The organism is Cypionkella sp. TWP1-2-1b2, assembly GCF_049896245.1.
In the GTDB taxonomy this organism is placed as follows: domain Bacteria; phylum Pseudomonadota; class Alphaproteobacteria; order Rhodobacterales; family Rhodobacteraceae; genus Cypionkella.
This window is the reverse complement of sequence record NZ_JAFCTX010000038.1, coordinates 11,893-27,573: the sequence shown is the minus strand read 5'-3', so window position 1 is coordinate 27,573 and position 15,681 is coordinate 11,893. Positions and strand designations below refer to the sequence as shown.

Sequence of the window (15,681 nt, the reverse complement as noted above, 5' to 3'; positions counted from 1 at the left end):
TGAATAAATAGGGATTGGAGACAACATGACCGGCGCGCGCGATACGATGGAACTGCGGGAAGAAACCATCCGCGCACAATATGATGCGGCGCTGGCCCTGTTGACGGGTTTTGATCATGCCCCGCGTTTGGCCAAGGCGATGGCTGAGGTCAAAACCGAACGCTCGCCCGGCATCGGCACGCGCCCGATGTTCCGCTCCACCACACCCGGTCTGGTGACGCGCAGCACCGCCCGCCCCGGTGGCGTGCGGCTGCTGGAACGGGTGGAAGGTTTGGGCGACGGGTTGGTCTCGCCGGTGCAAGCCTCGGCCCTGCACGGTCTGCGGCGCGGTTTGGCGATTGCACTGGCGATGGCGGAAACCTTTGCCGCGCAATCTGGGCTGGCGGAATTGAAAAAAGCCAATCTTGAGGGACGTCTGCCTGAAGGCAAACGATCGGAATTCACCGAATTGCTTGCCGCCGAAGCCCTGATGACACTCTATACCTTCGCCAATGCCACAGCATTTTTAATCGCCCCGTCAATGGGTTCGACGACCGTCGAGATCGGCGCAGTTGAGGAAATCCTTACTGACAACGCCCCCTTGGCCCTGCAAGGCGCGTTGTGGGAATTGGATCAGGATATCGCCGTTCTCGCCAGTGATGAACCGCGTCTGATTGCGGTGATTGGCGCGTTTTGCGAGGCCCTGATGCAACGCGTCGCGCTGCGCGCCGAGGCGGCCCCCCGTTTGCAGGCATTTACCGGCGGCGCATGGCGGGTTGAGGCGGATGCGTTGTCGATTGCGGGCTTCAAGCCTGCGCGTGCGGCCAAAGGCGGCGCTTTGACGATGCAATTCAAAAAGCCGTCGGAAGTGGTCGGCAACCACATCGCCAAATATCAAAGCCTTCGGTTGGCTAAAATGTTGATGGCCTATGACTTTGAACGCAAACTCAATCCGTTTGCCGAGTTGGGCGGCTTTATCTTTACCTTCATGGGCGATGGCAAACCCGGCACCGGGAAAACCACGCTGATCCAAATGATGGCTGGATTGCTGAATGATTATTGCAAGGCCGCAGGCTATCCATTCCGCTATCAAAACTTCTCAATCGACCAAATCGACTCGTATCAGGGGAAATCCGGTCAGAATGCGAAAGCGTTTATTGATAACGTATTAGACCCCGGCGTGATTGCCTTCGGCACCATCGACGACATTGATCAGGTCGCTGGAAAGCGCGGCGACCGCCAATCTTCGGCAGGTCAACAGGAAGTAACGGCGGTATTCATGGGCGCTTTCGCCGGGGCCAATACTGTGGTGCGCGGAAATTGTACTTTCGGGATGTTCTCGAATTACCCGGAGAACGTCGATGATGCCTTGCGCCAACGCGCGGGCGCGCGTTTTCTGGTCGATGGACCGCAAAGCCGTGAGGATTATATCGACATCCTTTCGCTGTTGTTGGGTAAAAACCACGCGATTCCAGTCGGTAACCACGATCTGTTCGCTGCCCAAGAGATCAAACGCGCGGTGACCGCCAGTTTTGAGGGTTATTCCAAACCGCATGAAGATGGTTTGCTGAAGGTCTGGGATAAGGTTCAGGGTGATCTGGGTTCCTTGGATACGCTGGCGAAACTCGGCAGCTATCTGAAGGCAATTCAGCAAGCAGATGAACGCTTTACCGGACGCGCGATCAAGAACATCACCGATGCGGTGAAGGTGCGGGCGATGGATTTTGAACTGCCGGATGAATGGATGGAGAACCCCGATCTGTTCCTGTTCAAGCCCTATGACGAAAAGCTGGTGATGATTAAGGGGCTGACGACGCCGATTACGGTTGAAATGGTGATCCAAGAAATCAACCGCTACGCCGACAGTGAATTCCGCTATGCCGACAAATCGGATGAAGTCGCGATTGAGGGCATGGCGCGTGATTTCAAAAGGCAAGAAGAAGCAAAGCGGCGGTATTTGGAGGGGAAGGCATGATGATTGGTCAAGCTGTCATTGCTATCATAGCCTGGTTTGCATGCGGTTTTGTTGCGTATTTTCTGGCAAAAAGCTCTGTAAAGCCGTTCACAGATTCATTTGGTTTTGTATCGCTGGGTGTGATGATCACGTGGTTCTTTGGTAGGGCGGTTTTGGCTGAGATTGCTCTTTCGACCGTTCCTGGAGCATTTCCGGTAGATGCAACTTCGGTTTCCGTTACAATGAGCAACACTTTTCCTGAAATTTTTGGCGCTATCTTGCTGATCCCATTTATTATCATCTGCTTGCCTAAACGCGGGAAGGCGTAAATGAAACGCCTCATCGAAAAAGGACTTATGTTTGGCAATCTGATTGAGATTTCGTCCCCTCAGCTGGTCGAGCGGTATAATCGCGCGCTTAAACACCTGATCGGCAAACAAACAGCGCTCAAGGATTTCCATATCGACATCTCGGGGTATTCTCCGGAAATTGGCGATGAATTGGGGGATGATCTTTATCTGAACCCGAATGGCTGCAATCGCCAATTCATCCTGCTGACCACCAGTCAAAAATCCGCGCCTCTGCTCAACATGAAGTTCTCCACCGCGCGCGGGATTTTGCAGCAGTTCATCGAAGCGAATGAATCACAGCTTTTCGCCCTCACCGCGCGGGATGCGGTGGCTGGGGAGTTGCAAAATTCAGTCTATGAAATCGCGAACCCCGCGAAGCTGTTGGAAATTCGACAGATCACCGTAGATGCCGACACCATCGGCGGCCATGTCGCCGATGCCAGCAAACTTGCCAAACTGATCGACCGATTCCGGCAGGAACCTGATGGGTGGCGTGATGATCTGCTGATGGCCGAGATGATTGAACTGGCGAAAAAGACCGGTGATGTCACGCGGGTGCCGATCAATCTGCCCGCGATGACCTTTCAGCAACCGAGTTTCTGGACCAGCCATTTCGGCGGCCTCTATGTGCTTCGCGATGTGAAATTTCCTGGTGTGATCAGCACGATGCCACGCCAAAGCCTTGGAAAGATGCCGATTTCTCCGATGATGGATCTTAGCCAGCGCAATGCGATTGCCGAATGGCTGGAGCGGAATGGGCTGGTTGAACCCATCGTGCAGGCGCGCGGGATGGATGCGGCAGGGGTGCTGCGGCAGAAGATGGACTTTGTTTTGGTCGATGCGGCAGAGTCGTTGAACCTTGAAATTGGTGATGCGCGCCGCACGGATTTGCGCAAGATTGCCTACCGTTTGGGTGATGCTTTACCGGATGAATTTCTGGGCCTGGCGCAGCTTTTGCGCTGGGTAGAGGGTGCGGGCGATTGGCCGCGAATCACTTCGGAACATAAGGCCTATTTCTACACGCTGCGGGCGTCGGCCGGGGTCGAGCGAGACTTGGTTAACATGCTGCTGTCAGAATTGGCACCGATGGATGTGCGGCAGATGTTCATCGTGCATAAGGAATTGTTTTACGCCCAGTATGCCACATGGTCGGATCGAAAGCGCCAATATGTCGCGGACTTTCTAGAGCGCGAGTATAAGGTCGATGCGCAGGGCGCGCGCGAGGCGTTGTTTGGGCCAGAGCCGTCGATGGACAACCGGCACCGCCCCGAGCCGAAGCCTGCGCGCGATCTTGGCGCGGTGGTTGGGCCGTGGGGTGCTGTTAAGAGGGGCGCAGATTTGGGGGGCACAGATTTGGGAGAGCGGACATGATCGGTATTCTGCGGGCAGCGGTTCTGGGATTCGTCCTGTTATCCGTGGTTTACGTACTGGTTTCGATTTATTCCCGCTCGGAGCGCCGCGAAAAGCTGGAAAAGAAATTCGACGCCGGAGGTGTGGAGGGCGACCGTGATGCCTATATCGATACAGGGATGCAGGCCTATAAAAAGAGTCTGCGGCATCGGCTGTTGTGGTTGGTTTACATCATCCCTGCGGTCGTGGTCAGCGCGACCGTGTATTTCGTTAACTATCAGTAAGGAGAGACCAGAATGTGGACCTATGTGAAGTGGAGCTTCCGAATTCTGGTTGTGCTCGTGGTGGGCGGCTTTCTGCATTACACGCTGCCGCAGCATGATATTGTCAGGATTACAAATACTTACAACCGACTGACCACGGTGGGATCGGAAAATTCCTGGGCCTATTCCTCGCCTGATGTGGGCACCGGCGAAAGCACAGTGACACGGGACATTCGCTTTATCGAGGCGGCTTATGAAAACGGCTCGGTGATTGTGTATCGCAACGAGGACACCGGCTGGATCTGGCCGCCCTATTTCAAATACGACAGTTCCAACCTGCAAGCAGAGGCGGGCAATCTGAAATCGCTGCAGGCTGCGCCGAAATGGGTGTCGGTGACGCATTACGGCTGGCGTTTGGCGTGGCTGTCGATCTATCCGAACGCGGTTTCGGTGAAGGAAGTCGCCGGGCCGGATGTGCGGATTATCCCATATGTGAACATCATTGTGCTGATCGCTTTGGCGTTCGGAGTGTTCATGCTGCGCCGGATGTGGTTGCAGTTTTGGGAGCGGATGGTGGAGCCTGCGGTGGCCGAAGTCGGTGAGACTTGGGACGGAGTTGAGGCGCAAGCCGGGGCTGCGAAAGCGCGGGCCGGCGGGTTTTTTGGCCGGATTGGGGCGTGGTTCGGCACTTGGCGCAAAAAGCCGTGAAATCAGGGTTAATATGCGGAATTTACACGCAAATTCCCGTATGGAAATGACCCAGAAACGGTATGGGAAACGGCCATACTTTTGACTGGGTGCGGGGCGGTTAACGCCCCGCACGTAGGGTCTAGGCGCGCAGGCTACCGCCTGTGGCCTTGCTGACTTTTTCGATGATCTTGGCGCAGACGGCCTCGATATCCGCCTCGGTCAGGGTCTTGTCGCTGGGCTGCAGGCGCACCGTCAAAGCGATGGATTTTTTGTCAGCACCCATTTGCGCCTCGGCTTTCTCGCCAGTGAATTGGTCGAAGACCCGCACGGACTCAATTAGCACCTTGTCGGCACCGATGGCGGCGTTTACCGCCGTCAAAGCCTCGACCTCTTTACCCACGACAAAAGCGAAATCGCGGTCGACCGCTTGCAGGTCTGACAGGGCCAGTGCGGGTTTGGTCGGAGTTTTCACCTTGGGCATCGGCACATTGGCCAGCAGAATGGTGAAGGCGACGGCGGGGCCTTTGACGCCCATTTCGGCCAGCACCTTGGGGTGAACTTCGCCAAAGCTTGCCATCATATTCGGACCCAGACCGATCACGCCAGAGCGGCCGGGGTGCCACCACGCCGCGACCTTCCGGCTGATCTGCACACGGGCGGGCGCGCCGATGGCGGCGAGAACCGCCTCGGCATCGGCCTTGGCGTCGAACACATCGACGGGGCGGCGGCTGGTGTGGGGGTTGCGGGGGCCGGATTGGCCGATCAGCAGGCCGGTGGCTTGCAAGTGCTGCTCGCCGGGTTCGCCGCCTTGGAAAGCGGGGCCAACCTCGAACAAAGCCATATCCGCGAAACCGCGGGCTTGGTTGCGGGCGGCGGCACGCAACAGGCCCGGCAGCAGATCGGGGCGCAGATGCGACATTTCCGACGAGATCGGGTTATCGACTTTAACCGCATCCGCGCCGCCGCCGAACAGGGTGGCAGAGGTCAGGTCGATGAAGCTGTAGGTGACGCATTCGTTGTAGCCCAAGGCCGCGATGGTGCGGCGCGCGGTCCGCTCGCGGGTTTGCAACGGCGTCAAAATGGGGCGCGGCACGCCGGGGATTGCGCGGGGTAGGGGGGTGCCTTGCAGTTTCGACAGCGAGGCGATGCGGGCGACTTCCTCGATCAGATCAGCCTCTCCCAGCACATCGGGGCGCCACGAGGGTGGCGTGGCCATATCTCCGTTCAGCGTGAAGCCAAGCGATTCCAGAGTCTTGCGCTGCTCGGCTTCGGGGATGTCCATGCCAACAAGGCTTATCACCCGCGCGGGATTCAGTTTATAGGCGCGGGTGGTGTTGATCGGAGCACCGTCTTGAGCAATGTCGCTGGCCTCGCCACCGCAGAGATCGAGGATCATCTGTGTTGCCAAATCCAGCCCCGGCAGGGTGAAAGCCGGGTCCACGCCGCGCTCAAACCGATAGCGGGCGTCGGAGTTGATCTTCAGTGCGCGCCCCGTAGTGGCGATGGTGATGGGGTCCCAATAGGCAGATTCGACAAATACATCGGTGGTCTGCGGGGTGCAGCCCGAGACCTCACCGCCCATCACACCCGCCAAGGATTCCACGCCCTGATCATCGGCAATCACCATTTGGCCTGCGCGCAGGCTGTAGGTTTTGCCGTCGAGGGCTGCGAACTGCTCACCACCCTCTGCCGCGTGGATACGCAGTTTGCCGTGAACTTTGGCCGCATCGAACACATGCAGCGGACGGTTCAGCCCGAAGGTGAAGTAGTTGGTGATATCGACCAAAGCCGAAATCGGACGCAGGCCGATGGCTTTCAGGCGGTTCGCCAGCCAATCGGGCGAGGCTCCGTTAATGACGCCGCGAATGGTGCGGCCTGCGAAATGCGGGCAGGCTTTGGCTTTCAGATCAGCCGAGATTTCGACCTGCACCGGGGAAGCAAAGCCACCCTTGATCACCGGAATCGCCAGCGGTTTCAGCACACCCAAGCCGCGCGCCGCCAGATCGCGGGCGATGCCACGAACGCCCAAAGCATCGGGGCGGTTGGGGGTGACTTTAATGTGGATCATCGGATCGGCCAGACCGGGGCGATGGACTGCCAGCCAATCGGTGAATTTTTGCCCAACCTCGCCCGATGGCAGTTCAATGATGCCATTGTGTTCATCCGACAACTCCAACTCGCGTTCCGAAGCCATCATGCCATGCGATTCCACGCCACGGATTTTGCCGATGCCAAGCGTCACATCAATCCCCGGCACATAATCGCCGGGTTTGCACAGAACCACGGTGATGCCCGCGCGGGCGTTGGGCGCGCCGCAGACGATCTGCTTTTCGCCCTCATCCGTCAGAACGCGGCAGACTTGCAGCTTGTCGGCATCGGGGTGCTTTTCGGCGTGCAGCACTTTTGCGAGGGTAAAGGCGGCGAGTTTAGCCAGCGGGTTCACCACCTCTTCAACCTCAAGCCCCAGATCGGTGAGGGCGTAGAGGATATCGTCCAGCGAGGACGAGGTTTCAAGGTGATCTTTCAACCAAGACAGGGTGAATTTCATGGCACGGCCCTTCGGAAATTATCGCTTTCGGGATTAACGCATTGAGGCGGAAAGGGGAAGCGGGCAGGGCAGGGTTTCCCCAGTGGAAACGGCTTGTCGCCAGATCAATGGGGCGATTGCCTTATTCTGTGGGCAATGATCAGCTATACCGCTTGGATGATGGACCCGATGTTTGAAATCCCCAAGGACCGTAAACGGCTGAACGTTGGCAAGCTCTGTTTGCTGCTGGGGCTGACCGCGCTTTTGTACATGATGATCGCGCATGAGTTCTCTGCGCTGACACGAGCGCTGATCGCACCCGTGCCGTAAGGTTTAAGCGCTTAGCCCGCCCGCCAGATCGGGCATATCCAAAGCCGCAAAGCCGTAGTGGCGCAGCCAACGCAGATCGCTCTCAAAGAACGCGCGCAGATCTGGGATGCCGTATTTCAGCATCGCAATCCGGTCGATGCCCATGCCAAAGGCGAAGCCCTGCCATTCGTCGGGGTTCACACCCGCCGCTGACAACACTTTCGGATGCACCATGCCCGAGCCGAGGATTTCCATCCATTTGTCGCCTTGGCCGATTTTCAGCTGACCACCCTCCCACGAGCAGCGAATATCCACTTCGGCTGAGGGTTCGGTGAACGGGAAGTGGCTGGCGCGGAAACGCAATTCGACCGAGGGCACTTCAAAGAAGGCGCGGCAGAATTCCTCCAGCACCCATTTCAGGTTGGCCATGCTGATCTGGCGGTCGATGGCGAGGCCTTCGACTTGGTGGAACATCGGGGTATGGGTCTGGTCCATGTCCATGCGGTAGACGCGGCCGGGTGCGATGACGCGGATCGGCGCGCCTTGTTCGGTCATCGCGCGGATTTGCACCGGGGAGGTGTGAGTGCGCAGAACGTGGGGCGGGCGGTTGTCGCCCTCTGCCCGGTTCATGAAGAATGTGTCATGCTCTTGCCGCGCGGGATGTTCCGGCGGGATGTTCAGCGCGTCGAAGTTATACCAATCGCTCTCCACCTGCGGGCCTTCGGCGACGGCAAAGCCCATATCGGCGAAGATCGCGGTCAATTCTGCCATCACCTGGCTGACGGGGTGAATGGTGCCAACCCGGCGCGGACGCCCCGGCAAGGTCACATCCAGCCATTCCGAGCGCAGGCGCTCATTCAGCGCGGCATCGCCCAAAGCCGCCTTTTTGGCGCGCAAGGTTGCGTCGATCTCATCCTTCAGCACGTTCAGCATCGCACCGGCTGCCTTGCGCTGATCGGGTTCCATCTTGCCAAGGCCTGACATCAGCGCCGAAATCTCTCCCTTCTTGCCAAGGGCTGCCACACGCAGATCTTCCAGGCCCGCCTCATCGGCCACATTGGCAACGGCGGTCAGGTATTTGGCTTTCAGCGTGTCAAGGCCGTGCATGAGCAATCTCCGGTATTCCTGCGGCTTCGTGCTAGCGGGCAGGGCTTGGATTTGCAAGCGGGGCTTGGGATTTCATCTTGGCAGAAATACTCCCGCCGGAGGCTTCAACGCTTATCCAGAGCGATCTGTCCAAAGAAAAAGCCCCGCCGCAAAGGGCAGGGCTTTTCCTGAAATCAAAGCGACAGGCTTCAGGCCAAAGCTGCCTTGGCTTGCGCTGCGATGGCGTTGAACGCTTCGGGCTCGTGCACGGCGAGATCGGCCAGAACCTTGCGGTCCACCTCGATGCCAGCTTTCTCCAGACCATTAATGAAGCGAGAGTAGGTGAACTCGATATCGAACAAACGCACAGCGGCGTTGATCCGCTGAATCCACAAGGCGCGGAAGTTGCGCTTGCGGGTCTTACGGTCGCGCGTGGCGTATTGTTGAGCCTTGTCAACAGCTTGTGTTGCGGTACGGAAGTTCGTGGAACGGGCGGCGTAATAGCCAGCCGCTTTCTTGATCACCTTGCGGTGGCGGGCGTGCGTAACTACGCCGGATTTAACGCGGGACATCGGGTGCTCTCCTTACCGGTCGTAGGGCATGTATTTCTTGACGATTTTCGCGTCGGACGGGCTCAACAACATAGTGCCGGACGCGTCACGAATGAATTTCGTCGTGCGTTTGATCATGCCGTGGCGTTTGCCGGCAACGCCAGCTTTCACCCGACCGGAGGCCGTGAAGCTGAAACGCTTCTTCGCCGCCGACTTGGTCTTCATCTTGGGCATTTCCATCTCCATGGTTTCAGGCGGTGCTTGGCATGCCACGTTGGCCAGCATCGCGGGGTATTCGAGTGGGTGCTATAGGGGCGTGCGGGCTTGGGTGCAAGAGGCAATCCGGTTGGATTACTTGATCACATCCGCGATGACCTGCACGAAGATATGCGGAATCTGATCAAACTTATATCCGCCGGCTTTCTGCGTCAGCGCATAGGTGAGCAGCACGCCGCCGATCAAAATCATAATCGCCCCGGCGCGTGGCGGGCGGCTTTCAGAAAAAGCCGCCAGCAGCGAGGGGATAGCCAGAGCGCAGATGACAATGGCGATGACAAGGATCTGATCGTGGCTCATGCCGATACACCTTTGACTAACTGGCCAAGCGTGGCTGTGTCGAAGTTACTCCGGCTCGCTGAAAGAAATCAACCTTTCGTCGCAGGGTGCCACGCGCAGAATGTTGGTAGTGCCCTTAACGTTGAACGGCACGCCAGCGGTGACGACGATCATATCCTCGACCGAGGCGAAATCATCCTCCCGTGCGACCTTGACTGCCGCGAGCACAGCACCTTTGAAGCGGTCTTGCGGCGGGGTGATGGCGCAGTGCAGGCCCCAAGTCAGCGACATCCGCCGCGCGGTGGACATCAGCGGCGTCAGCGCAAGAATTGGCACTTGCGGGCGTTCGCGCGACACCAGCGAGGCGGTGGTGCCGGTTTGGCTAAAGCAGGCAATCGCCTTGATATTGGTGGCTTCGGCGATTTCACGCGCCGCCGCCACGATGCCATCGGCGATGGTTTCGCGCCGCACCTGACGCGAGGCCTCAATCACCTGACGATAGGTCGGGTCTTTTTCCACCGACATCGCGACGTTGTTCATCGTGGTGACGGCTTCAATCGGATATTTGCCCGCAGCCGATTCGGCTGACAGCATGATCGCATCCGCACCTTCATAGATCGCGGTGGCGACGTCGGAGACTTCAGCACGGGTTGGCACCGGAGCCTCAATCATCGATTCGAGCATTTGCGTCGCCACGATCACCGGCTTGGCCGCAGCCCGCGCGCCACGCACCAGACGTTTCTGGATCGGCGGCACCGAAGTGACGGGCAGTTCCACGCCAAGATCGCCACGCGCCACCATGATGCCATCTGAGACAGCCAGAATCGCGTCATAGGCTTTGACAGCCGCAGGCTTTTCGATTTTCGACAGGATCGCGGCACGTCCGCGCGCCAAAACCCGCGCCTCAATCACGTCCTCAGGGCGCTGCACGAAGGACAATGCCAGCCAATCGACGCCCAACTCGCAGGCAAATTCCAAATCTTCGCGGTCTTTGGCGGACAGTGCCGCCAGCGGCAGCACCACGTCCGGCACGTTGACGCCCTTACGGTTGGAAATCACGCCGCCAACTTCAACAACGCAATTCGCGTAATCTTTGCCACAGTCTTTGACCCGCACACGGATCTTGCCGTCATTGACCAGCAGGGAAGCACCCGGCTCAAGCGCTGCGAAAATCTCTGGGTGCGGCAGTTGCACGCGGGCGACATCGCCGGGCGTGCTGTTCAGGTCCATGCGGAAATCCGCGCCCTCAACCAAAGTCTCACCCGCCGGATTGGCGAACACGCCGACCCGCAGCTTTGGCCCTTGAAGATCGGCCAGAATGGCGATCGGGCGGCCAGTGTCGGCTTCGACCTGCCGGATGATGGCATGGCGTGCGGCCTGCTCAGCATGGGTGCCGTGGCTCATGTTCAGGCGGAACACATCTGCCCCTGCCTCAAACAGCGCGCGGATCATTTTATAGTCGCTGGAGGCTGGGCCCAGAGTGGCCACGATCTTTACGTTCCGAAGGCGTCTCATGCCTTTTTCCTTTTCGTCGCATCTATTTTTCGTGGTGGGCCGCGCGTCTTATGGAACAAACTGACGCGCGGAGCAACTGGCGGTTTTGGTAGCGGTAGCATAAACAGAAGAAGTTGAGGGATTGTGACGGGAACAGCATGGCTTTTTCGATTTCGGGCGAAAACAGGCCGGGACGTTGGTTGGTGACCTGTGATCATGCAACCAACCGGGTGCCTGATGATTTGGGCGGCAGTTTGGGGATCAGCGATGCTGATATGGCGCGCCACATTGCTTATGATGTGGGCGCGGCGGGCTTGGCGCGGGCTTTGGGCGAAGCACTCGACAGCCCGGTGATCTGCTCAGACTTCTCGCGTCTGGTGATTGATCCCAACCGCGGCGAAGATGACCCGACCTTGGTGATGAAGCTTTACGACGGCACTATCATTCCCGCCAATCGGCATGTGGGTGCGGTGGAAACCGAGCGGCGGCTGAACACGCTCTACCGTCCCTACCACACAGCCTATGCGCGGTTGGCGGCCCGCCAGCCCGATACGGTGATCCTTGCCATCCATTCCTTCGCGCCCTGCCTGAAAGGCCGCCCGTCCCGGCCTTGGCATGTGGGTGTGCTGTACAGCCACCTGGACGAGCGGTTTTCCAAGCCATTGGTTGCCCGCTTGCTGGCCGAGGCCGACCTCTGCATCGGTGACAATGAACCCTACGCAGGCCACCTTCCCGGCGATGCGATTGACATGCACGCGCTGCAACCCGGTCGGCATAACACCTTGATCGAACTGCGCAATGATCTGATCGCCAGCGAGGCCGAACAGCAAGCTTGGGCGCTGCGGCTTGCTCCGATTCTGAAGAAAGTGCTGGCCGCGCTGCCAGATTGAATAGGCTTTGGAAACAATCGGCGCATCACTTTGAAATTGTGGAAAATTTAAGGCAAAATTACCGCAAAAGTTGACGTTCGCGCGCTGCCGCTCTCCTAATGGCGTACAGAGTCAATTTTACAGGTGCCCAGGATGGAATTTCTGCTGCTACTCGCCTTGCCGATACTTGGTTTCGCTTTTTCCGGGTCTGGTCACGATGACGACAAACCCGACGAACCTGATCATACTGGCGAGACGCTGACGGGTGGCGATGGCAGCGACACCCTGCTTGGCACCGCACGCGACGATCAGATCAGCGGTCTTGGCGGCGATGATTCTTTGATCGGGAACGCAGGCGATGACGTTATAAGCGGCAGCGACGGCAATGATTTTGTCGATGGCAGCGCGGGGGATGACCAGCTTTACGGCGGCGCGGGCAATGATCTTGTGCTGGGGCTTACAGGTGATGACAGCCTGTTTGGCGGTCGCGGCAGCGATGTTATGCTGGGCGAGGAAGGCAATGATCAGATTTCGCTCGGCTCGGGCAATGATGTCAGTTGGGTGGATGGCGCGGTTTCCGATTACGCGTTTGAACATGGCCAGATTGGTGATGATGTCGTGCATGGCGACGCAGGCAATGATGAAATCTGGGATTACTCTGGCCAAAATACGCTGGATGGCGGTGACGGCAATGATATCGTTTCTGCCACCGACAATCAGTTGGAGGGATGGGTAACCGCCGCACAGGCGTCTGATCATCTCTCAGCTGGGGCAGGGGATGATTTGTTGATCGGCGATGATGGTGACACGCTGTCGGGCGGCGCGGGCAATGATCTGATGATCACCGTGCACGAACGCGACGATGCGGAAGCTATCACCGTGTCGGACTACGATGGAAACGAGGACCGTCTGGAACTGGATGTCGATGCGCGTGTTGTCGATCTGTCGCAATGGACGCTGTTCTCGAATACCGATGCGCAGTCAGGCACGGTCACGGTTGGCTTGGAAAGCAATGCTGATCCGGATCAAACCATCGAACTGGCGCATCTGCTGAACGCAAGTAATTTCGCAATCTCGCAGGTGGCGGTGTTTCAATTTTAGCAATGACGGCTCGGGCTTTGCGACATGCATGCCCGAGCCGCAGTTTCAGACCGCCGCTTTGCGCATCTCATCGAGATAAATCTCACGCAACCGCGCCACCACATGGCCCGGTTTGCCGGTGCCCACCTGCGCACCATCAATCTCGACCACCGGCATCACAAAAGCCGAGGCCGAGGTGATAAAGGCTTCATCGGCGCTTTGGGCCTCGGCAATCGAGAACGCCCGCTCCTCAACCTCCATCTGCGCTTCCACCGCAAAGCGCAGCACCGCCGCGCGGGTGATGCCGTGCAAAATATCGCTGGAAAGCTGCCGGGTGATGATCTTGTTGCCCTTGACGATATAGGCGTTGTTCGAGGTGCCTTCGGTCACTTTGCCGTCTTCAACGAACCAGCTGTCATCGACGCCAGCTTTTTTCGCCGCCATCTTGCCCATTGACGGATACAAAAGCTGCACAGTCTTGATATCGCGCCGCCCCCAACGAATATCGGGAATCGAGATCACCTTGAAGCCGATCTTCGCCGCCGGATTATCCGCCAGCCCCGGTTTGGCTTGGGTGAACAGCACCACAGTCGGCGTCACATCGTCGGACGGATAGGCAAAATCGCGGTCGCCCGGATTTCCGCGCGTGACTTGCAGATAGACCATGCCATCGCCAATGCCATTCACCGCCACCAATTCACGGTGGATTGCCAGCCATTCGGCACCGGTATGGGGGTTCTGCATCTCAAGCTCTGACAGGCTGCGGGCCAGCCGCACACAATGGCCGCCAAAGTCGATCAGCTTGCCGTCCAGCACCGAAGTGACCTCATAGACGCCATCGGCCATCAGAAAACCACGGTCAAAGATCGAGACTTTCGCCTCGGCTTCCGGCAGATAGTCGCCGTTCAGGTAGACGGTTCTGGTCATGAGGGTGAAGCTCTTTCTGAGATTTCTGGATTATAGCTATGTCTTGGGAAACATTTCGGCAGCATTTTTCATGAACTTATTGCCTAAGGAGATGAAATGGTCTGCCAAATTGTCGGGGCTATGGCGTTCCCAAAGCTCGCCATCCTCTGACACAGGCTCAAGCACTGCTTTTGCGAAACTACCAAACATTACATCTTCTGACATTCCACTATCTATTGAACTAGCTTTCTTTGTTTTGCGAACTTGGATCCACACAAATCCAATCCGCTCTTTCTGAAGGCTGCTAGGAATGGAGGTTGCTCCGGTCAACTTACTCTGAACCTTCCATCCCGAGAAGAACCCTTGAGAAACAACGTAGAATGAACTTTCAAAAAGTTTCACGGCGAAACACTCCTGTCTCAATGGATTTTGCGCTGAACGCGAGACTAGTGCTGACTAAGAAGACGGTAGCTTGAGCGGTTTGAGACAGATGGAGGGGGCCGTCAAGGCACTTTGTGACGAGTGCGAATTGCGCGACAGTTTCGGCGTTGCGGCACGAGAATTGCTGCAGCTGCAAATTCACCTTGCTGTCCCATGAGCAACAATATACCGAATACATCGAATACTGTGAAATATCCTTGCGAGGAAAAAATGTCCTTCCGTCTGCAACCCAGCCCCCCCGCACGCCCCAATCGCTGCCAGTTGTTCGGCCCCGGATCGCGGCCTGCGCTGTTTGCCAAGATGGCTGCCAGTGCAGCCGATGTGATCAACCTTGATCTGGAAGATTCGGTCACCCCTTCCGACAAGGACCAAGCCCGCGCCAATATCATCGAGGCCGTGAATACGCTCGATTGGGGCAAGAAAACCCTGTCGGTGCGGATCAACGGGTTAGACACCCCGTTCTGGTATCGTGATGTGGTCGATCTGCTGGAGCAATGCGGCCCGCGCTTGGATCAGATCATGATCCCCAAAGTCGGCTGCGCGGCAGATGTTTATGCGGTGGATGCGCTTGTCACCGCGATTGAACGCGCCAAGGGTCGCGTAAAGCCGATCTCTTTCGAGGTGATCATCGAGTCCGCTGCGGGCATCGCGCATGTTGAGGAAATCGCGGCCTCTAGCCCGCGCTTGCAGGCGATGTCCTTGGGGGCTGCGGATTTTGCGGCCTCGATGGGGATGCAGACCACGGGCATCGGTGGCACGCAGGAAAACTACTACATGCTGCGCGAGGGTGTGAAACATTGGTCCGATCCGTGGCATTGGGCGCAAGTGGCCATCGTCGCCGCCTGCCGCACCCATGGCATCCTGCCTGTCGATGGCCCGTTCGGCGATTTTAGCGACGATGAAGGTTTTCGCGCCCAAGCCCGCCGCTCGGCCACTTTGGGCATGGTCGGCAAATGGGCGATTCACCCCAAACAGATCGCTTTGTCGAACGAGGTCTTCACCCCGTCTGATGCCGCTGTGGCTGAGGCGCGAGAGATTCTCGCCGCGATGGCCGATGCTAAGGCGCGTGGCGAGGGCGCCACAGTCTTTAAGGGCCGGTTGGTTGATATTGCCTCGATCAAACAGGCGGAAGTGATCGTGAAACAGGCGGAAATGATCGCTGCTGCTTAATGTTTCAGCGCCGTAAAGATCCTGTTGACTCGTGGGTTTTGTGACGGCAGTGTGACGCTGCGGCATGCGACAGTATGCCCCAGAGATACCCGCGCGGCAAAGGGAGA

Annotated in this window: 17 protein-coding genes; 9 read left to right on the top strand and 8 right to left on the bottom strand. The window is 57.9% G+C overall.

Annotated features, from left to right (window positions below; all coding sequences use genetic code 11):
* The first annotated feature begins 25 nt into the window (after positions 1-25).
* The 5 genes from ACP7AP_RS19665 to ACP7AP_RS19645 are packed head-to-tail and all read left to right on the top strand — an operon-like array spanning position 26 to position 4,604.
* On the top strand, positions 26-1,954 hold the full coding sequence (locus tag ACP7AP_RS19665) for an ATP-binding protein (protein WP_426036903.1): 1,929 nt from the start codon (positions 26-28) through the stop codon (positions 1,952-1,954).
* Positions 1,951-2,262 carry a hypothetical protein gene (locus ACP7AP_RS19660; RefSeq protein WP_426036901.1) on the top strand — a complete coding sequence of 104 codons (312 nt, stop codon included), beginning with the start codon at positions 1,951-1,953 and terminating at the stop codon, positions 2,260-2,262. The genes ACP7AP_RS19665 and ACP7AP_RS19660 overlap by 4 nt, the downstream gene beginning before the upstream one ends.
* A complete protein-coding gene (locus ACP7AP_RS19655; protein ID WP_426036899.1) occupies positions 2,263-3,654 on the top strand; it encodes a DUF6638 family protein in 1,392 nt (463 codons plus the stop codon).
* Positions 3,651-3,917, top strand: a complete 267-nt coding sequence (locus ACP7AP_RS19650; protein ID WP_426036897.1) for a hypothetical protein — start codon at positions 3,651-3,653, stop codon at positions 3,915-3,917. Before ACP7AP_RS19655 ends, ACP7AP_RS19650 begins: the two co-directional genes overlap by 4 nt.
* Positions 3,918-3,929: 12 nt before the next feature.
* Positions 3,930-4,604, top strand: coding sequence for a DUF1523 family protein (locus ACP7AP_RS19645; protein WP_426036895.1), 675 nt, complete (start codon positions 3,930-3,932; stop codon positions 4,602-4,604).
* A gap of 121 nt (positions 4,605-4,725) precedes the next feature.
* Here the strand turns inward: ACP7AP_RS19645 and pheT are convergent, their stop codons facing one another.
* A complete protein-coding gene (gene pheT / locus ACP7AP_RS19640) occupies positions 4,726-7,134 on the bottom strand; it encodes a phenylalanine--tRNA ligase subunit beta (RefSeq protein WP_426036893.1) in 2,409 nt (802 codons plus the stop codon).
* Positions 7,135-7,227: 93 nt separating this feature from the next.
* Between pheT and ACP7AP_RS19635 the strand changes: the two genes are divergently transcribed.
* Positions 7,228-7,443 carry a hypothetical protein gene (locus ACP7AP_RS19635; RefSeq protein WP_426036891.1) on the top strand — a complete coding sequence of 72 codons (216 nt, stop codon included), beginning with the start codon at positions 7,228-7,230 and terminating at the stop codon, positions 7,441-7,443.
* 3 nt (positions 7,444-7,446) lie between these two features.
* Here the strand turns inward: ACP7AP_RS19635 and pheS are convergent, their stop codons facing one another.
* The 5 genes from pheS to pyk form a co-directional block, all read right to left on the bottom strand.
* Positions 7,447-8,529 (bottom strand): phenylalanine--tRNA ligase subunit alpha, encoded by a 1,083-nt coding sequence (pheS, locus tag ACP7AP_RS19630; RefSeq protein ID WP_426036889.1) that lies wholly within the window; start codon positions 8,527-8,529, stop codon positions 7,447-7,449.
* Between the two features lie 188 nt (positions 8,530-8,717).
* The gene (gene rplT / locus ACP7AP_RS19625) at positions 8,718-9,080 is read right to left on the bottom strand and encodes a 50S ribosomal protein L20 (RefSeq protein WP_426036887.1); all 363 of its coding nucleotides are present in this window, start codon (positions 9,078-9,080) and stop codon (positions 8,718-8,720) included.
* A 12-nt stretch (positions 9,081-9,092) separates the two neighbouring features.
* Positions 9,093-9,293, bottom strand: a complete 201-nt coding sequence (rpmI, locus tag ACP7AP_RS19620; RefSeq protein WP_054009035.1) for a 50S ribosomal protein L35 — start codon at positions 9,291-9,293, stop codon at positions 9,093-9,095.
* Between the two features lie 117 nt (positions 9,294-9,410).
* A complete protein-coding gene (locus ACP7AP_RS19615; protein ID WP_426036885.1) occupies positions 9,411-9,635 on the bottom strand; it encodes a hypothetical protein in 225 nt (74 codons plus the stop codon).
* Between the two features lie 45 nt (positions 9,636-9,680).
* Positions 9,681-11,129, bottom strand: a complete 1,449-nt coding sequence (gene pyk, locus ACP7AP_RS19610) for a pyruvate kinase (RefSeq protein WP_426036883.1) — start codon at positions 11,127-11,129, stop codon at positions 9,681-9,683.
* A 137-nt stretch (positions 11,130-11,266) separates the two neighbouring features.
* Between pyk and ACP7AP_RS19605 the strand changes: the two genes are divergently transcribed.
* Together ACP7AP_RS19605 and ACP7AP_RS19600 are read left to right on the top strand one after the other, a co-directional pair.
* Positions 11,267-11,998, top strand: coding sequence for an N-formylglutamate amidohydrolase (locus tag ACP7AP_RS19605; protein ID WP_426036881.1), 732 nt, complete (start codon positions 11,267-11,269; stop codon positions 11,996-11,998).
* A 132-nt stretch (positions 11,999-12,130) separates the two neighbouring features.
* Positions 12,131-13,078, top strand: a complete 948-nt coding sequence (locus ACP7AP_RS19600) for a calcium-binding protein (RefSeq protein ID WP_426036879.1) — start codon at positions 12,131-12,133, stop codon at positions 13,076-13,078.
* A 45-nt stretch (positions 13,079-13,123) separates the two neighbouring features.
* Here ACP7AP_RS19600 and ACP7AP_RS19595 read toward each other — a convergent pair whose 3' ends face one another.
* Both ACP7AP_RS19595 and ACP7AP_RS19590 read right to left on the bottom strand, forming a co-directional pair.
* Positions 13,124-13,984: a D-amino-acid transaminase gene (locus ACP7AP_RS19595; protein WP_426036877.1), complete on the bottom strand. Its 861-nt coding sequence runs from the start codon at positions 13,982-13,984 to the stop codon at positions 13,124-13,126.
* A 36-nt stretch (positions 13,985-14,020) separates the two neighbouring features.
* Complete coding sequence (locus tag ACP7AP_RS19590) at positions 14,021-14,365, bottom strand: hypothetical protein (RefSeq protein WP_426036875.1); 345 nt, start codon at positions 14,363-14,365, stop codon at positions 14,021-14,023.
* A 249-nt stretch (positions 14,366-14,614) separates the two neighbouring features.
* Between ACP7AP_RS19590 and ACP7AP_RS19585 the strand changes: the two genes are divergently transcribed.
* Positions 14,615-15,574, top strand: a complete 960-nt coding sequence (locus ACP7AP_RS19585) for an L-malyl-CoA/beta-methylmalyl-CoA lyase (RefSeq protein ID WP_426036873.1) — start codon at positions 14,615-14,617, stop codon at positions 15,572-15,574.
* Positions 15,575-15,681: the final 107 nt, after the last annotated feature.